This window comes from Mycolicibacterium komossense (genome assembly GCF_025822605.1).
In the GTDB taxonomy this organism is placed as follows: domain Bacteria; phylum Actinomycetota; class Actinomycetes; order Mycobacteriales; family Mycobacteriaceae; genus Mycobacterium; species Mycobacterium komossense.
Window position 1 is genome coordinate 507,987 of sequence record NZ_JACKTY010000029.1, and the last position, 24,485, is coordinate 532,471.

At 64.9% G+C, this 24,485-nt stretch carries 18 protein-coding genes and 3 pseudogenes; 4 read left to right on the forward strand and 17 right to left on the reverse strand.

Annotated features, from left to right (window positions below):
- Window positions 1-6: 6 nt before the first annotated feature.
- The 15 genes and pseudogenes from rpoB to rpmB all read right to left on the reverse strand — a co-directional run bounded on the left by rpoB (window position 7) and on the right by rpmB (window position 17,605).
- A complete protein-coding gene (gene rpoB, locus H7J73_RS15930; protein WP_264068419.1) occupies window positions 7-3,525 on the reverse strand; it encodes a DNA-directed RNA polymerase subunit beta in 3,519 nt (1,172 codons plus the stop codon).
- 402 nt (window positions 3,526-3,927) lie between these two features.
- Window positions 3,928-5,673 carry a lipocalin family protein gene (locus H7J73_RS15935; RefSeq protein WP_264068421.1) on the reverse strand — a complete coding sequence of 582 codons (1,746 nt, stop codon included), beginning with the start codon at window positions 5,671-5,673 and terminating at the stop codon, window positions 3,928-3,930.
- A 125-nt stretch (window positions 5,674-5,798) separates the two neighbouring features.
- Window positions 5,799-6,893, reverse strand: coding sequence for an ABC transporter ATP-binding protein (locus H7J73_RS15940; RefSeq protein WP_264068422.1), 1,095 nt, complete (start codon window positions 6,891-6,893; stop codon window positions 5,799-5,801).
- A gap of 247 nt (window positions 6,894-7,140) precedes the next feature.
- Window positions 7,141-7,527, reverse strand: coding sequence for a 50S ribosomal protein L7/L12 (rplL, locus tag H7J73_RS15945; protein ID WP_264068423.1), 387 nt, complete (start codon window positions 7,525-7,527; stop codon window positions 7,141-7,143).
- A gap of 46 nt (window positions 7,528-7,573) precedes the next feature.
- The gene (gene rplJ / locus H7J73_RS15950) at window positions 7,574-8,218 is read right to left on the reverse strand and encodes a 50S ribosomal protein L10 (protein ID WP_264068424.1); all 645 of its coding nucleotides are present in this window, start codon (window positions 8,216-8,218) and stop codon (window positions 7,574-7,576) included.
- A 287-nt stretch (window positions 8,219-8,505) separates the two neighbouring features.
- Entirely contained in the window at window positions 8,506-9,414 is a 909-nt protein-coding gene (locus tag H7J73_RS15955; RefSeq protein ID WP_264068425.1) for an ROK family protein, read from the reverse strand.
- Window positions 9,414-10,019 carry a DUF7158 domain-containing protein gene (locus tag H7J73_RS15960; RefSeq protein WP_264068426.1) on the reverse strand — a complete coding sequence of 202 codons (606 nt, stop codon included), beginning with the start codon at window positions 10,017-10,019 and terminating at the stop codon, window positions 9,414-9,416. Before H7J73_RS15960 ends, H7J73_RS15955 begins: the two co-directional genes overlap by 1 nt.
- Window positions 10,016-14,194, reverse strand: a complete 4,179-nt coding sequence (locus H7J73_RS15965; protein WP_264068553.1) for a glycoside hydrolase family 38 N-terminal domain-containing protein — start codon at window positions 14,192-14,194, stop codon at window positions 10,016-10,018. The genes H7J73_RS15960 and H7J73_RS15965 overlap by 4 nt, the downstream gene beginning before the upstream one ends.
- A 277-nt stretch (window positions 14,195-14,471) precedes the next feature.
- Window positions 14,472-15,458 carry a helix-turn-helix transcriptional regulator gene (locus tag H7J73_RS15970; RefSeq protein WP_264068427.1) on the reverse strand — a complete coding sequence of 329 codons (987 nt, stop codon included), beginning with the start codon at window positions 15,456-15,458 and terminating at the stop codon, window positions 14,472-14,474.
- 189 nt (window positions 15,459-15,647) lie between these two features.
- Window positions 15,648-16,154: pseudogene (locus tag H7J73_RS15975) on the reverse strand (HAD-IC family P-type ATPase); the annotation flags it as partial.
- Window positions 16,109-16,338 (reverse strand): annotated as a pseudogene (locus H7J73_RS15980) (DUF1490 family protein); the annotation flags it as partial. The pseudogenes H7J73_RS15975 and H7J73_RS15980, both read right to left, overlap by 46 nt.
- Before the next feature lie 290 nt (window positions 16,339-16,628).
- Window positions 16,629-16,886, reverse strand: coding sequence for a 30S ribosomal protein S18 (rpsR, locus tag H7J73_RS15985; protein ID WP_264068428.1), 258 nt, complete (start codon window positions 16,884-16,886; stop codon window positions 16,629-16,631).
- A 5-nt stretch (window positions 16,887-16,891) separates the two neighbouring features.
- Window positions 16,892-17,197 (reverse strand): 30S ribosomal protein S14, encoded by a 306-nt coding sequence (rpsN, locus tag H7J73_RS15990; protein ID WP_264068429.1) that lies wholly within the window; start codon window positions 17,195-17,197, stop codon window positions 16,892-16,894.
- Window positions 17,198-17,201: 4 nt separating this feature from the next.
- Window positions 17,202-17,369 carry a 50S ribosomal protein L33 gene (rpmG, locus tag H7J73_RS15995; RefSeq protein WP_264068430.1) on the reverse strand — a complete coding sequence of 56 codons (168 nt, stop codon included), beginning with the start codon at window positions 17,367-17,369 and terminating at the stop codon, window positions 17,202-17,204.
- Complete coding sequence (gene rpmB, locus H7J73_RS16000) at window positions 17,369-17,605, reverse strand: 50S ribosomal protein L28 (RefSeq protein WP_264068554.1); 237 nt, start codon at window positions 17,603-17,605, stop codon at window positions 17,369-17,371. The genes rpmG and rpmB overlap by 1 nt, the downstream gene beginning before the upstream one ends.
- A 111-nt stretch (window positions 17,606-17,716) precedes the next feature.
- On the opposite strand from rpmB, the gene H7J73_RS16005 reads away from it, so the two are divergent.
- From H7J73_RS16005 to H7J73_RS33990, 3 genes and pseudogenes are all read left to right on the forward strand, one after another.
- A complete protein-coding gene (locus H7J73_RS16005; protein ID WP_264068432.1) occupies window positions 17,717-17,869 on the forward strand; it encodes a hypothetical protein in 153 nt (50 codons plus the stop codon).
- Window positions 17,866-18,123 (forward strand): type B 50S ribosomal protein L31, encoded by a 258-nt coding sequence (locus H7J73_RS16010; protein WP_264068433.1) that lies wholly within the window; start codon window positions 17,866-17,868, stop codon window positions 18,121-18,123. Before H7J73_RS16005 ends, H7J73_RS16010 begins: the two co-directional genes overlap by 4 nt.
- A gap of 28 nt (window positions 18,124-18,151) precedes the next feature.
- A pseudogene (locus H7J73_RS33990) lies at window positions 18,152-18,283 on the forward strand (GTP-binding protein); the annotation flags it as partial.
- 141 nt (window positions 18,284-18,424) lie between these two features.
- Here H7J73_RS33990 and H7J73_RS16015 read toward each other — a convergent pair.
- Both H7J73_RS16015 and H7J73_RS16020 read right to left on the reverse strand, forming a co-directional pair.
- The gene (locus H7J73_RS16015; protein ID WP_435405505.1) at window positions 18,425-19,537 is read right to left on the reverse strand and encodes an N-acetylmuramoyl-L-alanine amidase; all 1,113 of its coding nucleotides are present in this window, start codon (window positions 19,535-19,537) and stop codon (window positions 18,425-18,427) included.
- A gap of 676 nt (window positions 19,538-20,213) precedes the next feature.
- Window positions 20,214-21,473, reverse strand: coding sequence for a hypothetical protein (locus H7J73_RS16020; RefSeq protein ID WP_264068434.1), 1,260 nt, complete (start codon window positions 21,471-21,473; stop codon window positions 20,214-20,216).
- A 558-nt stretch (window positions 21,474-22,031) separates the two neighbouring features.
- Here H7J73_RS16020 and H7J73_RS16025 point away from each other — a divergent pair.
- Entirely contained in the window at window positions 22,032-22,637 is a 606-nt protein-coding gene (locus tag H7J73_RS16025) for a DinB family protein (protein WP_264068436.1), read from the forward strand.
- Window positions 22,638-24,485 lie beyond the last annotated feature (1,848 nt).

Genomic DNA, 24,485 nt, shown 5'->3' on the forward strand with positions numbered 1-24,485 from the left:
CCAGAATCAGGCGAGATCCTCAACAGAAGCAGATTCGTTGCGCGACAAGTTGATTCCCAGGTTGGCGGCAGCGCGTTCCAGGTCCTCGTCATCGCCGTCCCGCATCTCGATGGCAGCACCATCGGATGAGAGCACCTCAACGTTGAGGCACAGCGACTGCAGCTCCTTGAGGAGCACCTTGAACGACTCCGGGATGCCCGGCTCGGGGATGTTCTCGCCCTTGACGATCGCCTCGTAGACCTTGACGCGGCCGACGGTGTCGTCGGACTTGATGGTCAAGAGCTCCTGCAGCGTGTACGCCGCGCCGTAGGCCTGCATGGCCCAGCACTCCATCTCACCGAATCGCTGACCACCGAACTGCGCCTTACCACCGAGCGGCTGCTGGGTGATCATCGAGTACGGACCGGTGGAGCGCGCGTGGATCTTGTCGTCGACCAAGTGGTGCAGCTTCAGGATGTACATGTAGCCGACCGTCACCGGGTACGGGAACGGTTCACCACTGCGGCCGTCGAACAGCTTCGCTTTACCGTCGGCGTTGACGAGCACGGTGCCGTCACGGTTGGCCAGCGTGGAGGCCAACAGGCCCTGCAGCTCACCTTCCTGAGCACCGTCGAACACCGGGGTGGCGGTCTTGGTGTCCGCAGGCGCCGAGTACAGCTCCTCAGGGAGCTTCGACGCCCACTCGGGCACACCACTGGCAACCTCGATGTTCCAGCCCGTCTTGGCGACCCACCCGAGGTGGGTTTCCAGGATCTGGCCGATGTTCATCCGTCGCGGCACACCGTGCGTGTTCAGGATGATGTCGACGGGGGTCCCGTCTTCCAGGAACGGCATGTCCTCGATCGGCAGGATCTTGCCGATGACGCCCTTGTTGCCGTGGCGTCCGGCGAGCTTGTCGCCGTCGGAGATCTTGCGCTTCTGGGCCACGTAGACGCGGACCAGCTCGTTGACGCCGGCGGGCAGCTCGTCGTCATCCTCGCGGGAGAACACGCGGATGCCGATGACCTTGCCGGATTCACCGTGCGGCACCTTCAGGGAGGTGTCACGGACCTCGCGGGCCTTCTCGCCGAAGATGGCGCGCAGCAGGCGCTCTTCGGGAGTCAGCTCGGTCTCGCCCTTCGGGGTGACCTTGCCGACCAGGATGTCGCCGTCGCGGACCTCGGCGCCGATGCGGATGATGCCACGCTCGTCGAGATCGGCCAGCACCTCATCGGAGACGTTCGGGATGTCCCGGGTGATCTCCTCGGCGCCCAGCTTGGTGTCGCGGGCATCGATCTCGTGCTCCTCGATGTGGATGGACGTGAGCACGTCCTCCTCGACCAGGCGCTGCGAGAGGATGATGGCGTCCTCGTAGTTGTGGCCTTCCCACGGCATGATCGCCACGAGCAGGTTCTTACCGAGGGCCATCTCACCGTTCTCGGTGCAGGGTCCGTCGGCGAGCACCTGGCCGGCCTCGACCCGCTGACCACTGTCGACGATCGGGCGCTGGTTGGCGCACGTGCCGTGGTTGGAGCGGGCGAACTTACGCATCCGGTAGGTCTGACGACTGCCGTCGTCGGCCATCACGGTGATGTAGTCGGCCGAGACCTCTTCGATGACGCCCGTCTTGTCCGCGACGACGACGTCGCCGGCGTCGATCGCGGCGCGCAGCTCCATACCCGTGCCGACCAGAGGTGCCTCGCTGCGCACCAGCGGAACCGCCTGGCGCTGCATGTTGGCACCCATCAGGGCGCGGTTGGCGTCGTCGTGCTCGAGGAACGGGATCATGGCCGTGGCCACCGACACCATCTGGCGCGGCGAGACGTCCATGTAGTCGACCTCGGTCGGGATGACGTTCTCGACCTCGCCACCCTTACGACGAACCAGAATGCGGTCCTCGGTGAACCGGTCCTCGGCGTCGACCGGTGAGTTGGCCTGCGCCACGACGTGGCGGTCCTCCTCATCGGCGGTCAGGTAGTGGATCTCGTCAGTAACGACACCCTCGACGACCTTGCGGTACGGGGTCTCGATGAAGCCGAACGGGTTGACCCGCGCGTACACCGACAGTGACCCGATCAGGCCGATGTTCGGGCCTTCCGGGGTCTCGATCGGGCACATGCGGCCGTAGTGGCTGGAGTGCACGTCGCGAACCTCGAGGCCGGCACGCTCACGGGACAGGCCGCCGGGGCCCAGCGCCGACAGACGGCGCTTGTGGGTCAGACCCGACAGCGGGTTGTTCTGATCCATGAACTGCGAGAGCTGGCTGGTCCCGAAGAACTCCTTGATCGCCGCCACGACGGGACGGATGTTGATCAGGGTCTGCGGCGTGATGGCCTCGACGTCCTGGGTGGTCATCCGCTCACGGACAACGCGCTCCATGCGGGACAGGCCGACGCGGATCTGGTTCTGGATCAGCTCGCCGACAGTACGCAGACGACGGTTGCCGAAGTGGTCGATGTCGTCGACCTCGACGGGCACCTCGGCGCCACCAGGAGCGGTCATGAAGGCAGGCTGTCCGTCCTGGGCGTCATGCAGGCGCACCAGGTACTCGATGGTCGCGACGATGTCCTCTTCGGTCAGCGTCGAGCTGGTGATCGGCTTGCCCACGTTCAGGCCAAGCTTCTTGTTCACCTTGTAGCGGCCCACGCGGGCCAGGTCGTAGCGCTTCTCCTTGAAGAACAGGTTCTCCAGCAGGGTCTGCGCGGACTCCTTGGTCGGCGGTTCGCCCGGACGCAGCTTGCGGTAGATATCCAGCAGCGCCTCATCGGGGCCGGCGGTGTTGTCCTTCTCCAGCGTCGACATCATGATCTCGGAGAAGCCGAACCGCTCGGTGATCTGCTCGTTGGTCCAGCCGAGTGCCTTGAGCAGCACTGTGACGGGCTGGCGGCGCTTGCGGTCGATCCGGACACCGACGGTGTCGCGCTTGTCGACGTCGAACTCCAGCCAGGCGCCACGACCCGGGATCACCTTGACGCTGTGCAGCGTCTTCTCGGTGGACTTGTCGATGGTGTCGTCGAAGTAGACGCCCGGGGAACGGACCAGCTGGGACACCACGACACGCTCGGTGCCGTTGATGATGAAGGTGCCCTTTTCGGTCATCATCGGGAAGTCACCCATGAAGACCGTCTGGCTCTTGATCTCACCGGTGTTGTTGTTGATGAACTCGGCCGTGACGAACAGCGGGGCCGCGTACGTCATGTCCTTGTCTTTGCACTCGTCGACCGGAGCCTTGACCTCGTCGAAGCGCGGATCGGAGAAACTGAGCGACATCGAGCCGGAGAAATCTTCGATCGGCGACAATTCGGCGAGCACCTCTTCGAGTCCGCCGACGGGATCGACATCACCGCGGGCGGTGGCGATCGAGCGCCACCGGTCCGAGCCGATCAACCACTCGAAGGAATCGGTCTGCACGTCCAGCAGCCCCGGAACCTCGAGCGGTTCACGGAGCTTTGCGAAGGAAATGCGGTTTGGTGCTCCAGGTACCGATGAGTTCGAAATACCTGTATTTGTCTGGCGGGAGACTGCCAAGATGCGTCCTTCCAGCACCTCACGCGATTACCGGGTGCCTGCTGCAAGGGTGCGGCCGGACCGTATATCGCTTGTGTATCTGCGTTGGTTCGGCTGGTTGACGACTGTCCGGGTCACAGCCGGGCACGCAACTAGATCACCGAGCAGGGCTCAGGCTAGGACCCAATATGTGCAAATCGGGTCGAATGCGGGTCGGAGGCGGTTAGTGGGCAGGAGGCAGCCAGCGCAACGTCCAACAATAGCGCAGGACGGGCTATTCCTCAACTACCACACATCAGGGACGAAAAGGCACTGGCTGGCGTCTCGTTCAACCCATTCAAACATGCTGCGAAACAGATTGGCCCCTCGTTGCGCTTCCGTCAAGAGGTGACGCGCCTTTGGTGGGGATAACTTGCCGGCTCCCTGGCTGCGGGTGCATCGTCAGGCCGCGAGCCCGGCCCGTGCGGATGCCACGGCGGCGGCCACCGCCGCTTGCGGCTGCCGAGTGGGGGTGATCCATCCGTTGACACCCTTGACCGAGGCCCGATTCAGCAGCTGCTGGTAGAGATCGGCGGAGACGGTAGGGGTGCGACTGAGCAGAAACCCGCTGCACCCGGTCGAATCAGTGACGATGGCCCAGCTGTAATCCGGGGCGACGTCGACGATCCAGTAGTTGCCGGGGGGCGCGTCCGATGGGGACCCGAAGAAGGTCACGTTGAGCTTGTTGTTGCTCGCGTCCACCGGCAGGGCGGTGCCGACGATCGTCGACTCCGGTCCGTTGTTGAAGAAGTAGTTGCCCGAATTCTCCACTTTGATGGACCCGTCCGGATTGAGGCTGTACACGGCGGTGGTGTTGACCAGGCCGATGGAGAAGAACTGCTTCACACTGCCCACCTCGTACCAAGTGCCGAGGTATTGGTTGACATCGACGACCGGCGAAGGACCGAGCACCACCGCGGCAGTGGGACCCATGACGATGTACTGATCCGGCTCGCCGTAGATGCCGTACAGCGGATCGCTGGGCCCCCTGCCGGCGTAGAGGTCGTTGATCCAGCCGGTGGCCAGTGTGTAGACGGCGGCGGTGTTGCCCGGCGGAGAAGGCCTGATCAGGAGCTGACTGATGGCGTCGATGATCGGAACCCCCCCGATCAACGAGTCGACGTGGGAGCCGTTGGCGAGGACGTCTCCGACGAACTGGCCTGGTCGCAAAGCCACCAGGTCGTTGGTGGTTTGGCCGTAGGCATTCCAGGGCTGCGGCGGTGCCGCGATCTGGTACACCGGAATGTCGCCCAGCGCCTGCAAAGCGGGCGCGAAGGTGCCGTTCGACGAGACGCCGTCGTACATCACGACACCGAGAAGCTTGTTATCAGCCGGCGCGACAGCGCCGGCGTAGAAGCCGCCCGCGGCGGCGGCCAATCCCCCGCCGGCCGAGTGTCCGGTCAGGACGAACTGCTCTGGCAGGACACCTTCGTAGCCCGCGGCGTTGGCGCTGATGTTCAGCGCGGAGCGGCTGGGGTCGATGAACAACGCGGCCACCCCCTGCGCCATTTGCACGCTGTTGAGCGTGCAGCCGCTGCAGGTAAAGAAGGGGAACGACGGGATGTTCGGCACCACCACAATGCTGTTGGTCTGCTGAGCCTCCTGCGTCGCCAACGCGCTGTACCAGGATTTGTCGCCCAGGAAACCGTGCTGGAGATAGATGACCCCCTGTGCCTGCACCGAGCCGTCCGCCTGCGTCGGGAAGTACCAGTCAGCGGCTCCCGTGTAGACGCTGGAACCCACCGGAATGTCGAGATTCGAGTGCCCGACCTTGACCCCGGTGACGCCGCTCGACGAGGAGCCCGCCGCGGCCGTGGCTTGCGCCGGTGTCGGGGCGGGCAGCATCGTCGCGGAACGTGCCGAAGTCCGGGCCGCTTTGGGCGCTGGCGCCAGCTTCGCCGGTGAAACTGCCAGCGCCCCAACAGTTTTTGATGCACGCACATCCGCGGCGACGACCGCCGTCTGTTGGGCTGTGGCCCGCTTGGGGGTGGCCGCTTTCGATGGATTGGACGATGCCGAATGACTGCTGGACGCCGACGTACTGGACGAGCCCGTATCAGCAGCGGCGGTGCCGCAGCCGACGGCCAGGGCAGCTCCGATACCGACACCTAGCGCAGCTGCGACAAGCCACCCACGGAGATGCCCCATAGATGACCCCTTTGTCGAACGTTGACGCCAACGTAACCCGCGGGTGATGAGCTCCGTTGCATTACGCACAAATATGAATGCCCGGGCAGCCGGACATTCATATTTGTTGGTGATTCTTTGAGGTGTCAGGCCTCGCGCTGCGCCGGGATCGACGCAGTGGGTGCGTCATCCTCGGCATCGCCGCGATGGCGAGCATCAGCGGCTTCCTGGTCCGCGGCCTCGCGGGCCTTGTGGTACTTGCTGGTGCCTTCGAGGTCTTCGAGGATGGCCTGCTGGGCGTTCGGCGGCAGGGTGTGCATGATCTCGCGCACCCGGGCCTGACGGCGATCCACCGCCTGGCGGTGCGGCATTCCCGGGGTGGCGATGATCTGCGGCGGCACGCCCTCGATCTCCTCGACACCACCGTCGTGGTGACCGGCGTCGACCATGGCCTGCTCCTCGGCCATCTGCGACTCGTCCTTTTCCTCCGACATACCGATCGGCCCGATGCGCCGACCGTTGAGGAACTGACGCACCACCGGCTCATCGGAGGTCAACAGCACTTCACGCGGACCGAACATCACCAGGTGCTTACGGAAGAGCATGCCGATGTTGTCGGGCACCGTGCGGGCGATGTTGATGTTGTGCGTCACGATCAGGATCGTCGCGTCGATCTGGGCGTTGATATCGATCAACAACTGGCTCAGGTACGCGGTACGCACCGGATCCAGACCCGAGTCGGGCTCGTCGCAGAGGATGATCTGAGGGTCCAGCACCAGTGAGCGAGCCAGCCCGGCGCGCTTGCGCATACCGCCGGAGATCTCGCCGGGGAACTTGGTCTCATCGCCGCCCAGGCCGACCAGGTCAAGCTTGTCCATCACGATCTGACGGATTTCGCTTTCCTTCTTCTTGGTGTGCTCACGCAGCGGGAAGGCCGTGTTGTCATACAGGTTCATCGACCCGAACAGGGCGCCGTCCTGGAACATCACGCCGAACAGGGTGCGGATCTCGTAGAGCTCCTTGGCCGAGCACTCCAAGATGTTCGTGCCGTCGACGATGATCTTGCCGCGCTCCGGGCGAAGCAGGCCGATCAGCGACTTCAGGAAGACCGATTTACCCGTACCCGAGGGGCCCAGCAATACGCTGACCTCGCCCGGCGGAATATCGAACGTGACGTCTTCCCAAATTCGCTGGGATCCGAAGGACTTCGTCAGTCCCTCAACCTGGATGCCAATGCCCACGCGAAATCCTTCCGAATGATCAACCCCACCACCTGCCTCCCGCCTGTGGCTTGAGTCACTGTAGCGCACGGGAGATTCAGCTGATGCCTTTGTGTCATTACATGACCCGGCATCGGCCGGCACGTGTCCCGGGCCGGTGGATTTGCCACATTCGCATGCCCGCGTGACGCCGACGCCGCCGTCTACACGGGCCTGGAGACACGAAAAAGCCCCCGGGAAATCCCGGGGGCTTTTTGCGTGGAGACGACTACTTGACGGTGACCGAAGCGCCGGCAGCCTCGAGCTTGGCCTTGGCATCGTCGGCCTGGTCCTTGTTGACCTTCTCCAGCAGCGCCTTGGGCGCGCTGTCGACCAGGTCCTTGGCCTCTTTGAGACCCAGGCCGGAGACGATCTCGCGGACGACCTTGATGACGCCGATCTTCTTCTCGCCGGCACCTTCGAGGATGACGTCGAATTCCGACTGCTCCTCGGCGGCGTCGGCGGGAGCGGCAGCTGCTGCCGGGCCGGCAACGGCGACGGGGGCGGCCGCGGTGACGTCGAAGGTCTCTTCGAACGCCTTCACGAACTCCGAGAGCTCGAGCAGGGTCAGTTCCTTGAACGCATCAAGCAGTTCGTCAGTGCTGAGCTTTGCCATGGTGTGTATCCCTTCTGGATTTCTGAAACAGGTAGTTGGGTCTGGTTTATTCGGTTGTGTCTGCGACAGCGTCGGTGGCCTCCGCGGCGGGAGCCTCCTCGGCTGCTACTGCCTCTTCGGCAGCAGGTGCCTCTTCGGCTGAGCCCTCGGAAGAAGGAGCCTCCGGGGCGCCTTCGGTCTCGGCCCGCTTGTCCTGCAGGGCCGCGACGAGTCGGGCAACCTGCGACAGCGGCGCCTGGAAGAGCCCCGCGGCCTGACTCGTCTTGGCCTTCATCGCGCCGGCCAGCTTGGCCAGCAGGACCTCACGCGACTCCAGGTCGGCGATTGCCTCGACCTGGGCGACGGACAGCGCAGCGCCGTCCATGTAGCCACCCTTGATGACCAGCGCCTTGTTTTCCTTGGCGAAGGTCTTCAGGGCCTTGGCGGCGTCGACCGGTTCACCCTTGATGAACGCGATCGCCGTCGGCCCGGCGAACAGTTCGTCGAGGCCCTCGACGCCCGCATCCGACGCCGCACGCTTGACCAGCGTGTTCTTGGCGACGGAGTAGGTTGCCGTGGCTCCGAGCGAACGACGCAGAGCGGCCAGGTTGGCCACCGTCAAACCGCGGTACTCGGTGACGACGGTGGCAGTCGAGGCCTTGAACTGCTCGGTGATCTCTGCAACGGCGGTGGCCTTGTCAGCCTTGGCCATGCATGCCTCCTCGGTTAATGTCTAGCTGCTTGCAGCGGTTTCGGTCTTCCACCAGACCCGGAAACGACGAACGCCCCGACGCAGGATGCGGTCGGGGCGTCAATATGCGCCGGGCTGAGCCCGATCAGATATAGCCTCGTCCTCCTGCGTGGGCCGCCCGGGATGTTCCGGGACTTTCAACCGATTGCTCGGTGACCGACGGTCTTCGGTGGATCGTGGACAAGAGTAGCGCGCCACCGTGCGATCAGCCAAAACGCGCTCGACCACACCGCGCTCGCCAATGTCGGTCAACCCCCCAGCAACGCCGCCGCGCCGATCAGTCCGGCGTCACCGCCGAGTTGCGCGGGTAAGACCCGTAGATCGGCGATGAAGTCCAGCCGGGCGTACCGCGCCAGCTGTTCTCGGAGCGGATCGAACAGCAGCGCACCGGATTGCGCCACGCCGCCGCCGATCACCACCAGGTCCAGATCACATACCGCCCCCACCGAGGCGATCATCGCCGCGACGGCGCGAGCGCCGCGGGTGAACGCCTGCAGCGCAGCGCTGTCGCCGGCAGCGGCCGCTTGGGCCAGTTCCTTGGCGTCGGCACCCGGCGGCCCGGCCCAGCCGTGCGCGCGGGCCCAGCGAGTCATCCGCGGGCCGGCGGCGATTGTTTCCACGCAGCCGTAGCCCCCACATGAGCAGAGCTCACCATCCTGGTCCACCACGACGTGACCGACATGTCCGGCATTTCCGGTGCGCCCGTCATACGGCGCGCCATCGAGGACCAGTCCGCCTCCCACTCCGGTCGAGACCACCATTCCGAGCAGGAACGCCGCGCCCCGGCCGGCGCCGCACCAATGCTCACCCAGTGCCATGCACAGCCCGTCACCGCCGAGCCTGACCGGCAGACCGGGCAGCGTCGCGCTCACCCGATCGCGGATCGGAAAGTCCCGCCAGGCCGTGATGTTGATCGGGCTGACCGTCCCGGTGGGCAGGTGTATCGGCCCCGCCGACGCGATGCCGACTCCACTGACCACGGTGCCTGCCGTCATCTGGGCGATCAACTCCGCGACGACATCCCAGATCGCGTCGCCACCGACGTCGTCGGCGGGGGTGGGCAGCCGGCGGGATGCGACGAGTGCGCCGTCGGGGTCGACGAGTCCGGCGGCGATCTTGGTGCCGCCGATATCGAGAGCCAGCGTGAGGTCGGCCATCAGTGCTTGTGGGTGTTGTCGGGTTGACGGGGATCGCCGGGATGCTCGTATCCGGGGGCGAGGTGCACCAGTTCGGCCGACCGTTCGTCGAGCCAACAGCGGAACGCGCGCCGCCGGGCGGCGGCCACCAGGTGCGCCGTGATCACGGGTCGAACCTGCGCGAGCCGGGGTGGTGCGGCGGGTCGCCGCCAGCCGACGCCGCCCTGCGCGCCGGCGGCGAAGCGCAGCGGGTTGCGCTCGTGATAGGCCGTCACCTGCTCCTCCGTCACCTCCACCGCAGCCGTCACCTCGCGAAATACTGTCCTTGCCAACGGATTTCCGAGTGCCGCAGCGGCGATACTGCCGATCTCTACACGCGCGGTCATATCGGGCAGGACCTCGTCCTCGCTCGGCGCGCCATCAGCCGTCAGGCCCAGCGCTGCGGCGTGCGCCGCTATCACTTGTTCGGTCGCGATCAGCTGCGTCAGCCAGCGGCGCAGCTGTCTGCCCTCGCTCGTACCAGGCACCGGGAGAGCAGCTGCTTGGGGCCCGGCGCGCAGCTGACGCTCCCGTGCCTCGACGTCGGCGACGGTCACCACGCACCCGCCGACTATCGCCGCGGTCACCGCATCCCGCCGAGTACCCGTACCCGCACTGCCGGTGAGTACAGCAGCTCACCGGCGCACGCGACCCGCACCAGTGCCCACCACTGTCCTGGTTCCGTCCACGGCGGCGGCGTCACGTCGAAGGCGAGTTCCGCAGTGCCCGCTGCCGGTAGTACCGCACCGGTCGCCGCGGGTCCGATCCACTCCCAGGTACCCCACGGACTGATGAGATGAGCCTCAAGCGCCAAGTCGCCGCGCGCGCCGGATTCGATGGTCACCGTGAGCCGATCACTCTCCCCCGCTACGACCTCAATATCACTGGGCTCATTGATGATTCGTAGCACGTCGCCACCACCGCCACCAACGCTCACCAGACACACGTCCTCGACAGTCTGACGCCAGGCGGCCGGAAGGTCCGCGCCGTCGAGGGTGAGTTGAGCGCGCACCGGATAGCACCCCGGTACGGCGTCGGCGGGGATGGCGACCGCCAGGTCGGCTTCGAGGAAGCTGCCAGGAGCCATCTCGAACTGCAGTTCTGCCGGGATAACCGACCACCCTGGCGGACAGCGCATCCGCACCGTGCCGGTCAGCGCGGCGTCGGTGCAGTCGCTGGCGGCGGTCAATCGCAGCGTGACGGCCTCGCCGGCGGCCGCCTCACGCCGGTGCGGCTGCAGGTGTGCGACGGCCGGAAGTCCACCCAGCGGAGCGGGTCCGCGATTGTGCAGCCAGTACCGGGCGAACAGCGGTTGGGCCGCTTCGGTGTCGGGGGCCAGCACGGTCGCTGTGCCGGCAGCTGGCGTGGGGACGTCGAGGCGGGCCAGGATGGTGGCGATCTCGTAGCCGTGTAACTCGATGGCGCCGATGTCGCGCTGCGACTGCTCCAGCAGATTCGCCTTGGCCAGAACGGATATCGTCGCCACGTCGGATGACACGCCGACTCGGGTTGATGTGCCATGACTTTCGACCATTCGCAACGTCACCGCGTCGGGGTCGATGGTCCGGGCGCTCGCAGCGGCCGTCGGGTTACCCGTCACCTTCAGCGCCTCCAGCGCGACGGCACCGGCCCCGTCGAGGTACAGCAGTGAGCCGACGGCAGGCAGGTCACCCGAGCCGCTCGCGGTGAGCGCGACAAGCGGCCGGGAGAACTCGGCGCTGCGGGCCGGGATCCGCGCCTGCCGCCAATCTCCGTCGTCGGCGATCAGTGCGTAGTCGAAGGCGTGGGTCCAGTGCTGCTGCTGGAAATGCGAGCCGTCGGGGGCGCTGCGGCGCTGGTGGGTGGGCCACACGCCCGACGGCCACCCGGTGCAGGACCGCATCAGCGACGTGTGCAGGGTGCGGTCGGTGTCCACGGCGAAGCTGGGCACCCCGCGATTCAGCAAGGCTACCGTGCGCGCTTCGGCGGCCTCGGCATCGACGGGCGTGGCCTGCTCGACCGCGATCTCGGCATCATCGAGATCCTCTGTCACCGAGGTGATTTCGGTGACGAGGGCGGCCTGGTCCCGTCCCGCGATCACCAGAACCGGCAGTGCCCGCACCGCACGCAGGTCGGCGCCGGGACGCCAGTGGCCGGCCAGCGGACCGGTGGCGGGGACCCAGACCCTGGCGGTACCCGACTCCCGAAGCTGGCGGTGTACCTCGTCGGCATAAGCCGGGTCGGCGTCGGCCAGGACCGCCGCGGTGAATGCGTTCTGCGCGGGGCCGCCCAGCGCAATCCGGGTGTCGGGCAGGTTGGAGTCGACCTCGAGATGGCCGTAGCGGGGCTTGTCCGCGACCGAGCAGGTGGCCGTCACCCCGGCGCGGACCAGCGCCACCATCAGGTCGCGGGCCAGCGGGCCGGACTCGGCTTCGGTCGGTGCCACCACCTCGGCAACCGAGACCGCGCGGAACAGACTGTCGCCGAATGTGATTCGCACGGCCGATGACACGCCGAACCAGGTGTAGGCCGGATTCTCCAATGTCCACGGATGCACGGCGGTGTCCACCGACACCGACGGGTCAACCGGATCGTGGATCAGCCCGAACCCACGGCCGACGACGGCGTCACCCACCTCGCTGACCGGTAACCCTCCCGGCACCGGGCATGGCCAGCGCAACCGCAGCAGCCGGTCGGCGCCGCTGAATTCGTCGATCACAGTGCGGCAGTCGATCCGCCCGATGCCGGCCCACAGAGTGACAGTCTGGGTGTAGCTCAGAACGTCCCCGATCTGGCCGCGGACCACCAGTCGCTCACCCAGCGCACACCGGTACGCCTGGACCTGCGCGGGACCGTCCGAGGACACGACGACGGGCCCCTTCGGCAGCAGGTGCCACGGCCCCTCCCCCGCGCTCGGGTGCGCCGGGTACTCCTCGTAGACCGCGAGCTCGTTGCCCACCCGTCCGTCGGCGATGAGCTCGCATCCAGCACGGATCAGCGACACCACAGCACCTCCGCGGCCGGGATCGGCCCGCAATGCGTAGTGCTCGTTGGCAATCGCCGCGCCGTCGATCGCGCTCCACCCTGTCGATGTTCCCGCGGCCAGGCGGTACGCCCGCCAGCCCAGCGATGGCACATCCCGCGCGAGGAAGGTGATCGACGAACCATCATCCGCCACCACGGTCGGCACCTCGTTTCCCGACGGGTCGAGGATCCGGACCGGTGACGATTCGCCGAGTACCAGCGTGACGATATCGGTACGGTTGTGCACCAACGGGTTCCAGACCACGATGTCGCCGTCCACAGCCGCTGACAGCACGGCGAGCGAGTTGTCTCTGGCGGCTCGACCGAGCTCCCAGGCGTCGCGCCAGCCGGTCAGCAGGTCGAGGTAGACCTGATCCGATTCCGAGCCGGTGATGGCGTCGTGGTGCGCGCCGTATGCCAACTGGACCCACGCTTTCGCGAACGCGGGCTCCGGATAGGTCGAACCGGACAGCAGGGCAGCGAATGTGGCGAAGCGCTCGCCGTCCAGCACCGCCGCCTCGGCGGCGCGGTTGGCCTGTTTGGTGTCGATGAACGACACGTCCTTACCGGTGTAGATCGGGTTCATGTCGCGGGTCTGCGGCGACGCCGCCACGCCCCGCTCGTCGAGTTCGGCGCGCACCGCGGCGAAGAACTCCCGCGGCAGGGCGCAGACGAACTTCGGCCAGGTGTAGCGCGCGTTCCAATCCCGGTGGATCTCGGTGACCCATTTGTTGGGCGGCGTGTAGTCGGTACCGACCGGCAACAGCACATTGCGGGTGGACGTCACCGTCTGCAGACGTTCGAACAACTGATGGGTGGCGTCCTCGGCCTCCGCCAGCGAGGCCGCCGAATCCATCCACCAGCCCGCCGAGTAGTGCGCGGGCATGTAGTGCGTGAGCAGCCCAAGCCCTGACGGCGCGATCCACTCGAACTCGCTGGCGAACTGCATCCGTTTCGGATCACCGTCGCCGGCCATCGGTCCCCACTGGTGGAACGGTCCGCGCGCCCACGAACTCGACGTCAGGCCGGCGTCGGCCGCCATCCCGGGAAATTGCGGGTCATGCCCGAACACGTCGAGCTGCCAGGCGGTGGCCGGCTCGGCGCCAAGCACACCACGCTGAAACCCCATGCCGTGCACGAGGTTACGGATAGCCGTCTCGGGTCCGGTGAGGTTGGTGTTCGGTTCGTTGTAGGTGCCGCCCATGATTTCGATCCGGCCCGCCGTGATCAACCGGCGCAGGTCTGCCCGGTCTTCGGGGTGGGTGTCCCAGTACGGCTTGAGGTAGTCCACTTCGGCCAGAACGAACTTGTAATCCGGGTCGCGCCGAGCCATGTCGAGGTGGGCGTGGACGAGTTCGAATCCGTTGGTCTGACGTGCTTTTCCCGGCGGATCCTCGGTCCACAGGCTGGTGTACGCAGCTTGGGTGTTCCACCACACCGGGTCGTAGTGAAAGTGGCTGATCATGAACATCGTCGCGCCCGGCTCGGCGTCGACGAACGTGAAACCGCTGCTGTCGGCGCCCGCGATGACCGTCGCCGCCCGCTGTCTTCCCGGTTCTCGGGCGCTGACGGCTACCGGTATCTCGACCGTCGCGTCACCGACCGGTGCCATCGTCAACCCGGCGGTGACCAGGCCGGGCCCGGCGATGTGCAGCGGGGTCGGCGCCGTGGCTCCGGCGACGCTGACGCGCACAACTTGCAGCGGTGCATCCACCGGTCCGACGAACAGCCCGGTGGACTCCGCGGCAATCACCGACAGCGGCATCTCCGCACTGTACGCATCCCGGCTGGACGAATTCCGGGTAACGGCTCAGCAGGCAGCAAAACGCCCGGTGAACGGCGGTTGACCGCACACTCCGGTGTTGTTGAACGCCAGCTCATTTCGCCTGTGACGTGCGGCGCGTCACATTGACCGAGAGCGGTGTTGTGTCACAGTGGAGACATCATGAGGACCGATCCGCTCGCTCTGTCATTCGAGGCGCACCGGCGGCTGCTGTTGTTGCGGCTGCGGCTGCGACGTTCCGCCGACCGGCCGGCTACCCGCCGCCAGATGCTGCGCGACGCAGTCGTTCGGCCATCGACTGCGCGCCGGCGATCACCTCGGGTGGCCCGATGATGTCGAAATCACACCCGACCATCGCCAGATAGAGCGCCAACTGCTGCGGATCGTCGGCCCCGGCAGTGACCAGACAGGCTTCCGGTCCGTCGGCCTCGATGGTCGCCGCCGCCGGTGAAAAGTGCTGAGCCACAAACTCTGCTGACGCGTGATAGCGGACCTGCGCGATGTACCGATACGGCGAACTGCTGATCGAGCGGCTGATGTAGGCCGCGGCGTCGGGAGCCTCGCGCGCGCTGAAGGTGGTGCCGCGGGCAAGCACCTCCGACATCCGGTCAAGCCGCAGGCTACGCCAGTCTTCTCGGTCCCTGTCGTAGGCCAGTAGATACCAGCGCCGCCCGGTAGTCACCAACTGATAGGGCTCGAGCCGGCGCTGAGTGACATTCCCGCGCAGGTCGGTGTAGCCGGTGGCAATGTGCTCGTGATCTCGGCACGCCCGGGCCAGTGTCATCAATACGTCGGGATCGACCGGGTTGTTCGGGTAGGGGGTGAGCGTAACCGTGGCGTCGTGCACCGCCGCGACCTGCGATCGCAATCGCGCGGGCATCACCTGGTCCAGCTTGCTCAGCGCGCGCAGCGCGGATTCCCCGACTCCGGCGACGCTACCGCCCGCGGCCAGCCGTAGGCAGACTGCCATCGCGACGGCCTCGTCGGCGTCGAGTAGCAGCGGCGGCAATGCCGCGCCCGCTCCCAGTTGATAGCCACCGCCGTGGCCCTTGCTGGCCGACACCGGATAGCCGAGGTCACGCAGCCGTTCGATATCGCGGCGCACGCTGCGACCGGTGACACCGAGCCGCTCGGCCAGTTCCTCGCCGGTCCAGACTCGCCGCGACTGCAGAAGTCCCAGCAACTGCAGGACCCTGCTCGTCGTTGTAGGAGCTCGATTTTCGTGACCTGTGGTCACCATCTGACCTGCAATGATGTCGGCTTTCTCAGTTCTGTGTCATCGATGTTCTTCTCGAGTTGGTGTCATTCCCGCAGGGAATCTCTCGTCCGACAGATGAGGCGCAGCGGGAGATTGCTGACAACTGTATGAGCCGATAACGACATCTGGTCAGGTGACGCACGAGCAGGATGAACCGGCCGTGAACGTCGGTCAGGCCGGGAGTTGGTACCGGATCAGGCGTGAACTGTTGGCGACAACGGCAACGGAGGAGGCGTTGTGCAGAATCGCGGCCAGGACTGGCGGCAGGGCGCCGCTGGCACCGATGAGCAGCCCGAGAGCAGCCCCAGAGCATTGACGGCCATGGACATCGCGGAGTTTTGTTGGATGACGTCGACGGTGTGTCCGCCCAGCTCACGGATATCGAGGACGCGGTTCAAGTCGTCGCCCGCGAGCGCAATATCGGCTGTTTCGACGGCCACGTCGGTGCCGGCCAAGCCCATCGCGATGCCGATATCGGCTGCCGCCAGCGCAGGCGCGTCGTTGACGCCGTCACCGACCATGGCCACCTGATGACCTTGGGACTTGCAGCGACCGGACGACGTCGAGTTTGTCCTCCGGTAGCACCTCAGCGCGCCATTCATCGATACCCAACTCGGCAGCGACCGCCGCAGCGGTCTCGGCGTGAGGCGTTCGCGCGCTTCGGATACCACGTCGGCGACCTTCAGTCTGGCCGACTCCGCGCCCTCTTCGGCTTTGCGAATACCACGCAGTTCCCATTCGGTGATGGTGACAGCCGCCTCGTGGACGGGCGCTTTGGCCGAAGCAGGTCGTAGGCGGCCGCACCAACCGTCCCGGTCACCACCGTTGCGGCCACTTTGGCCAGTAGTCCGTGTACAACCATCGTCATCGGTTCTCGCTGTCGAGCTGAATTGGTGTTGTTACGGCGTCATCCTGGTCGGTACTGGCGCAGCGCGCGGTAAACGGCTCTCAGACAGACACTTTCCGCGCAACCCCGCAACCGGAAACACAGATCTTGCGCCGAATGGGATGTGCCGGAGTCCGCATTGCGCCTCATTGCAGCGGTCCGCAGCGGTCCGCAGCGGACCCATGCGTTCTCGGCTCCGCTACCGACGACCGCCGGCAATCCAGGGACGAAACAGGCGGTGGCGCTGCGCGCATAAGAACCTGCGATCAGCCGCCGGGAAAGGGCAGCAGCGCCATCTCCCGAGCGGTCTTGATCGCCATCGCGACCTTGCGCTGCTGTTGCACCGTTAGCCCAGTGACGCGGCGGGACCGGATCTTTCCGCGTTCCGAGATGAATGTCCGTAACAGCGCCGCGTCTTTGTAGTCGACTGCAGTGACGCCGGCCGCCAACAGCGGATTGCGCTTTTTTCGGGGCGGCTCCGGCACCGGGCTTCGCCGCGTCTGGGGTCTCTTGCGAGTTGCCATCGCGGTTACCAACTGGCCTTGCGGACACCGGGGAGTTCACCGCGGTGCGCCAGCTCCCGAACCCGGACGCGAGACAGGCCGAACTTGCGCAGGTGCCCGCGTGGGCGGCCGTCGACGGAATCGCGACGACGAACCCTTACCGGGCTGGCATCGCGGGGCAACTGCTGCAAGGCGGCTTGCGCGGCGGTTCGCTCGGCCTGGGTGCTCGAGGGCCGCCGGATGGTGTCTTTGAGAGCGGCCCGGCGCTCGGCGTAGTGCGCAACCATCGCGATGCGGTGTTCGTTCTTGACGATCTTGGATTTCTTGGCCATCAGCTCAGCGCTCCTCGCGGAACTCGACGTGCCGACGCACGATCGGGTCGTACTTTGTCAAGGTCAGCCGGTCAGGATCGTTGCGGCGATTCTTACGGGTGACGTAGGTGTATCCGGTGCCGGCGGTGGAGCGAAGTTTGACGACCGGGCGGATGTCGGTGCTGCGGGCCATCAGAGCTTCTGTCCTTGTGCACGCAGGCGGGCAGCGACCGCCTCGATGCCATCGCGGTCGATCACCTTGATGCCTTTGGCACTGACTTTGAGCGTGATCCGTCTCCCCTCGGACGGCAGGTAATAGGTCTTGGTCTGGATGTTGGGATTCCACCGCCGACGGCTACGTCGATGCGAATGCGACACGGTGTTCCCGAAGCTGGGTTTGCGGCCAGCGACCTGGCAATGCGCGGACAACGCGGATTCCCCCTTCTCAACGTTAATGACAATCATTTTCGACAACGGCCGGTTCAGACGGTAGCGTACGGTCACGCATAATGACAATCATTTGCAATAGCGGTGAAGGTGATGCGCACTCCAGTAGTGCTGGTGGCCGGTCAGCAGTGGCCCACCTACCCAGACCCTTTCGGCGACGAGCACACCGAACCCTGCCCCGAGCGGGCGACCGACATCGGCGACGCCGCCACCCACCAGAGCCAAGACCAAGGAGACATCCGATGAAACCCGGCATCCACCCCGACTATCACCCCGTGGTCTTCCAGGACGCCAGCACCGGGACGGCTTTCCTGACCCGTTCCACCATGACCAGTTCGCGCACCATCGACTGGCAGGCACCCGACGGGGTGGTGACGACCTATCCGCTGATCGTCGTCGACGTGACCTCGGATTCGCACCCGTTCTGGACCGGGAATCGACGTCTCCTCGATACCGCCGGCCAGGTCGAGAAGTTCCGTCGCCGCTATGGGCCGCGCTGAGTGATGAATCCGTCTACCCCGCAAGGACTTCCGGTTCGAGGACGGCTCCAGCCTGAGTGACCTGGCCCGGCTCGACACCACGGCGACCGTGGTCGATGCGTCGACCTTTCTGTCGGAGCTGGCACACGGAGACGCGCTGGCTGACCGACCTGCAACCGCACCGACCTACGCGCCGTACGCAACTGGATCGAAGACGGCCGCTGGAACCTCCGCGTCTTGCCCGGCAGGCTGAATACCCAGCTGCGGCAACAACAATCAGCTCCACCTGACCTGCCACATCTCGTTGACGTGGTGCGGAGGTTCAGACTCGATTGCGAGCTGGGGAGAACCTCTCAAGTTGCACTGGCGGCCCACTGGCAGACAGAGGCGGCAACACTTGCGCGACCCCTTCCATCACCCGAGTGATCGTCCCGGTCTGCCGGTCGAGGTTCAGCGTCCCGTGTTGGAAGTTCTGGCCAATCCACTGCGGCTCCTGGATCTCGCCGCTGGTCGGCAACCCTAGTGCTCCGCGCTCGAAACCCAGTGTCGCCCAAGCGTCGTAGATGGCTCCGGTGACCGGTGCTGCGCCGGTGGTGGGCGACCAGTACATGGCGCCGCGGTCGAAGGTGACGTATCGCGACGACCCGAAGCCGGGCGTCTCCGGTGAGGTGGGCGCACCGAGTGCGCTGTTCATTCCTCCCATGGCCTGCCACCGAGCGTAGATGGCGCCGCCGCGCATCGCCGCCGCGAGATCGGCGGCGCTGGCCGGTTTGTTGAACCGGGCAGCGATATCACGAATCTGATCGAGGCATCCGTACCCGATGCTGCCGGGACAGGCGGTGTCACCGACATCGCGGTGGGCAAAAATGCTCGGCAGGGTTGGGGTAAGACCGGCGTGAATTCGGGTGTAGGGGCCGCCCGCAGAGGTCAGTCGCACAGTGCCTTTGGGGTCGATGCCGTCCATGGCCAATCGCCAGCCCAACAACAGCCCCACCGCCTGCAACTGCGGAGGTGTAGGTGCGGCGGCGTCGAAATTTCCGATCATCGACACCGCCCAGGTGTTGCGGTTGAACCCGCCGGTGTGCGAGCCCTCCACCGACCGGGTGACGCCCCCGTACCGACCCTCGAAGATCTGCCCGTATCTGTCGACCAAAGCGTTGTAGGCGATGTCCTCCCAGCCCAGAGTGCGGGTGTGGTAGGCGTAGATCGAGCGGACGATACCTGCGGCATCCGCCGGAGAGTAATCGTTATCGGTGGCCGTGTGGTGAACTATTCCAGCTTTGATTCCGCTGTCGTACAGCGGAGTTCCGTGTCGCATCGACTCATCGGCGCCCCACTGTTCACGACTGATGATCCGCGGCTGCAGGCCGGGCACATTGATTGCCTCCGCCAACGCGGTATCGGCCCACGCCCGCGCCGAGCCGTCACCGAGCACTGGCGCAAATCCACCCAGCCCCAGCAAGACTGGAGCGGCTGCTACGCATTTCAGGGCGTTCCGCCGCGTCACTGCCCGGTGACCACCCGTGCAGTCGCGTTCCATCGCGTCAACCTAACCCCCGTCTTGCGGCAAATCTGTCACGACTCGCCGAGCTCAGCGGAGGTAGCAACCTGGATCCCGGAAACGCAACGTGCGGAAAGGATTGAGACGGCGCACCGCTTTCTGGACGCACCGAGTCCGCAGTGGTAGCGCCGTGACGAATCGGTGAACCGAGCATCCGATAAACAGGAGCATCATCAGCAACTGAGCAGGACGGCACATTTCAGTCGTCCCTGCCAGTGGCGCGGAAACCGGTGGAAGTCGGCGTGCTGACCGCAGTCGTCGCCGCCCTGCCTATGCGCGCTAATTCTCTTGGCGGCTCCTGACCACTATCGGGTCGAGACCCAGGTTTTCGGCCTCGGCCGTCACCGCTCACACCTGCGCACAATGTCCTCCACGGAATGCCGCTTCCGACGGGCCATCGGTTTCAACGTCCCTTCTCGCCCGAGACCGGGCTTCAAGACTCTGAAACTGGTAGGACTCATTCACTGGGAGCACGCTGACGGTGACGACAGTGAGGTCGCAAACAAAGGTGCCCCTCCCGATGGGAGGGGCACCTCGTTATACGCGAATCTCAGTTTGCAGCGTGGACCGCCTTGGCGGAGGATTTCGCTGAGCTACCGCCGGTCGTTTTCGGTCCCGATTTCGCTGAGCTGCCGCTATTTGTCTTACCCACCGACGCCGAAGAATTGTCTTCACTGCCGGCCGCAGCAGCGGATTTCGCTGAGCTACCGCCAGTGGGCGTGGCAGCCGGTTTCGCTGAGCTGGCACTCTTCACCAACGGGGCGGGTTTGACCGGGCTGGCATCAGCGGAACTCGCACCACCAGCACTCACGTCTTCCGAAGTGGCTTGGACCTCGGGAGCATCCGACGAAAGCGCCGGCGCCGCCGTCGCCAACGGCGCAGCAGAAGCAATTATCGGATTGGTGGTCAGATCAATCGTCGGGAAGTTGCCGCCGAGAGCGTTGGCGACCTCGTAGACCGCATTGTTCGCCCATACCCGAAAGCTCGGCTGGTAGACCGTCGTGGGCGGCTCCTCGTTCGTGGGGTCAGTCGGGACGGGAACCTGGACGCCACCACCGATGGTCAGCTGTTCCACCAGGCCGGGAAGGCCCGTCGGGCCGAGCAGTCCCTCAACGCCGGCATTCCAGACTCCCTGCGCATCAAGGCTGGCGGCCGCGGTGAGGATTGCCGTGCCGACCTGGATCGCTTTTCCGAGCACCAGCTGAACCGCGCCGATCGTGGTGTTGGCGAGGCCGCCCACCAGGTTGGGAATGGTCGCGATCACATTCGAGAGGTTGGTCAAAACCCCGTTGAAGACATAGGCACCCGCGTTCAGAGCAGTCGTGCCGGCAGCTTGGATGGGCGTGATGATGGCGGCAGTAAGGGTGGCGAGCGCACCGGGAATGTTCCCTGCCAGCGCCTGTTGCGTTGCGTAAAGCAACGCATCCGGCAGACCCCAGGCGGCATCGCTGAGGACCGCCAGGCTGGAATCCGGGCCGGTCAACAGGTTGTAGACCGAGCTACCGATGAAATCGGATCCGTTGTAACCCAACTGGGACAGGATGGGCAGATGGTCGTAGATGAACTGCGGAACCATGCCTTGGTAGAGATCCAAGGAATTCGGCAGGATGTCGGTGCTTTCGGTGTCCCAAAAGTTGGTGTTGACCAGGTCGAGAGTCCCTAAAACCGCAGTCACTGGATTGTCGAAGCCGAAAGCGGAGAGCGATACCGCCGGCGACAGCGAGTGCAGTGCGGGTAACTGGACGGTTGACGGTGCGATGGGCGTGATGGCGATCGCGGTCGCCCCGACGAGCGCTACTCCGGCCAACATCTGTGATCGTAGTGAGATTTGCATTAGGTAATTCCTCTCGGAGTAAACACTGATGTAACAAAAGCTACCTGAGAAAAACCTAAGTGGGGCCGTTATTGACGTTTATGTTGGTGCGAGTTTTTTGGCACGGGTCCACTAACTCTATAATTTGCTATCTGAATAATTCGGGCTACGCTTATCAGCGCCTAATCGTTTGCCGTCGGACGCAGTGACGCACCGATCGGCCGTGCACCGGCGATGATCTTGAGCGGCTCGCCGACCTCCACATCACGGCCACCCCACACCAGCTAGGGCATCGGCAGTGGGAAACCGTCAGCTCCGTCAGCACCGATGCCCACGTCCGCCGAGCCAGCTTCGATAGCCACCGGCCGGTGAAACACGTTGTGCCGCAACGTGAATGTAGTGACGCGGGCGACCACCGCAACTGGCACTGGGCCCGTTCCAGCTCAGTTCGCGGGTCGCGGTTGAACTCCCCACACAGCCCACCGTGCTCATAGGACAGAAACTGTCCTTATCGGGTGAGACGGTGGATCCACCGAAACTGTAAGGAGACCTGAAATGCCCGCTATGCCGCCTCCCGTCGCCGATGAACGTCAAGGCTTGCGCGATTACCTGACACAGCAGCAGTACGCGTACCACGCGCTGGCCTTCGGGCTGACCGACGAGCAGGCCCGTGCCACCCCCACCGTCAGCGCGCTCTCCATCGGTGCTCTGATCAAGCACGCCACGGGTGTTCAACGGACGTGGATGCAGCGCGTGGCAGCAGCGCCCCAGGCCCCGCCCGACGATGACCGTCCGACCGAACAGCGCCAGGCCGAGTATGTCGACGAGTTTGTGATGAAACCCGATGAGACGCTGGCCGAGATCCTGACGAAATTCGAGGCGGTCAATGCCGAGACGCTGCGGGTCACGGAGTCGGCCGATCTGAGTGCCGCCATCCCGGTTCCCCGCGACGCGCCGTGGTTCCCGAAAGATATCGAGGCCTGGTCGGTGCGGTGGGTGTTGTTCCACATGATCGAGGAACTGGCCCGGCATGCCGGGCACGGCGACATCATCCGCGAGAGCATCGACGGCGCCACGATGTACGAGTTGCTTGCCGGCCTGGAGGATTGGGAGCCCACGTCCTGGCTCACTCCCTGGGGCAAGGCGCCCGTGAGTGGGTGAATAGTTCTGTGGCTGGCGGGCTGAACCATCCAGCAAGACGTCGGCTTACTAGTCCGCTTGGCGGCCGGCGCCCCAAGGAGACAAGCAACCGCGATCGGTCTCTCCAATACTGTCGCCGCGGATCGGAGTCATTGATTCCTGGCATCGCCGGTACTGGCACCATCGGGCTCGCTCGGCATTAGAGTCGTCGTCGCTATCGCGACTAGGCCTGCAGGGGTGGCGACGGCGACTGTTGTGACTAACAGAGAGCGAACGAAACTCGTTGACCGTCAACGTGATCAGCCCAGCAGGTGTGGGCGAGTATGGCGACGGTGACCCCGCAATACCCGCGAACGCATGCACCAAACTAATAAAGGTCGAGACCGACCGGGCCTTTGGCGACTCGGAATGATCCCTCGATGCGGCTGCGCTGCGCAGCCACCGCCACCAGGTGCACAGCGGGTCGTGACAAGCGAAACGCGGCGCGATCCGACCCATCACTGCCGAGAGCTCAGCTAGCCGCCACTCAGGGTCTACGTTGTGAGCCGCAGCCCCGAAGGTGCCGTGTTCAGATGTCTCCACAAACTCCGGACAAGGCAGCGGTGACCGCACCGAGCAGCACAGACACTCAGATTCTCATCAGCCGCGATCTACGGCTGCAGCACTAGTGCGGGAGTCAGATCAGCGCCAGGACCTCGTCCGAGCACTTTCCGACGTTCGCATCGCAGAATTTTCTGCAGGCGCTCAAATTGGCTGAGCATCTTTCGGGATGGCTATTCAACCGCTGAGCCCTAATCTCATTCTTCTTTTCCTCTTGGCCTGCGGGCGACATCAATGAGTTGCCAGGCTGCCCAGCGTGGGCAAGTTTCGCACTACAGTTGAGTGCGATCGAGTAGTTGTTGTTGTGACTGAAGCCGGTATTACGAACGTACGTCAGACGTCGCCAGGACGTTACGATGCAATCATTTGTCCCCAGTTCGGATCCGACCACGGTTGAAATCACAGGAGTCCCGCCGTACTTCGCAATCCTGTCTGAGACGTAGGCGTAGGTCCGCCCGACGTATGGGTCTTGCGCTAGTGCATCCGCCGTACCGAACGTCACCATCACCGCGAGCACTGCGACCACCACCGCAAGAACTCTGTTACAGATCGACTTCACGCTCGTACCCACCCCTATGATTCGCTGACCTTCAAGACGCGCCCGTTCCCACGCTCGCGTCATATTACATTGGGGCTCACCCCTGTCGCGGCTAACCTCGCCGTGGAATCCAACTTCGTCGATGCGTCAGATTGACGAAAGTCTATGTCCTGCTGGGCATGCGGAGACTGACCAGACTGTCAGCAGGCGCAGCACCAAATTCTGCAAGCATGAACTCGGCCCCATCGGCCTCACGCTCTCGAGCGCGTTCATCGGAACTTGCTGTGCCATGCCGACAACATTGATGCGAAGGCTCGACGATGGCAACGTCGGGGCTACAGCATCCGCCCCGCCCAATTCTGCCCAGGGCAGCACACCCGCATGGCAGCTCGCACGTTCAACCGATATCTAGCAACAAAAGCTCGTACTTCAGCTGAGCAGTCGCGTACACCGGAGTTACGACAGGCCAGCCCCGCCGGGCCAGTCGGTGAAGATCGCATGACCAGCGAGCTAACACTTTTCCGGTTGCGCGTCATGCGATCGTGGGTGTCATAATGCTGCTTTGGCTTCGTATCATCGGGCACCTGAGGGGAATTCAGGCATGTCCCCATAATCACGAAGACGGACCAGCTAATCACTGGCCCAGATCGTTACAGAAGGGGAAGAGACGTGCTCCTAGGCGTGGGCGCCGCGCTCCTCACGTTACTCCTCAATGTGGTTGTGCCGCATCG

What these genes read in the sequence shown, in the direction of transcription:
- rpsR (WP_264068428.1), bottom strand. Translation starts at nt 16,886, where the DNA reads ATGGCAACTCGCAAGAGACCCCAGACGCGGCGAAGCCCGGTGCCGGAG.
- rplL (WP_264068423.1), bottom strand. Translation starts at nt 7,527, where the DNA reads ATGGCAAAGCTCAGCACTGACGAACTGCTTGATGCGTTCAAGGAACTG.
- rplJ (WP_264068424.1), bottom strand. Translation starts at nt 8,218, where the DNA reads ATGGCCAAGGCTGACAAGGCCACCGCCGTTGCAGAGATCACCGAGCAG.
- rpsN (WP_264068429.1), bottom strand. Translation starts at nt 17,197, where the DNA reads ATGGCCAAGAAATCCAAGATCGTCAAGAACGAACACCGCATCGCGATG.
- H7J73_RS15970 (WP_264068427.1), bottom strand. Translation starts at nt 15,458, where the DNA reads ATGGTGACCACAGGTCACGAAAATCGAGCTCCTACAACGACGAGCAGG.
- H7J73_RS16020 (WP_264068434.1), bottom strand. Translation starts at nt 21,473, where the DNA reads ATGTTGGCCGGAGTAGCGCTCGTCGGGGCGACCGCGATCGCCATCACG.
- rpmG (WP_264068430.1), bottom strand. Translation starts at nt 17,369, where the DNA reads ATGGCCCGCAGCACCGACATCCGCCCGGTCGTCAAACTTCGCTCCACC.
- H7J73_RS16025 (WP_264068436.1), top strand. Translation starts at nt 22,032, where the DNA reads ATGCCCGCTATGCCGCCTCCCGTCGCCGATGAACGTCAAGGCTTGCGC.
- H7J73_RS15955 (WP_264068425.1), bottom strand. Translation starts at nt 9,414, where the DNA reads ATGGCCGACCTCACGCTGGCTCTCGATATCGGCGGCACCAAGATCGCC.
- H7J73_RS16005 (WP_264068432.1), top strand. Translation starts at nt 17,717, where the DNA reads ATGCGCACTCCAGTAGTGCTGGTGGCCGGTCAGCAGTGGCCCACCTAC.
- H7J73_RS16010 (WP_264068433.1), top strand. Translation starts at nt 17,866, where the DNA reads ATGAAACCCGGCATCCACCCCGACTATCACCCCGTGGTCTTCCAGGAC.
- H7J73_RS15935 (WP_264068421.1), bottom strand. Translation starts at nt 5,673, where the DNA reads ATGGGGCATCTCCGTGGGTGGCTTGTCGCAGCTGCGCTAGGTGTCGGT.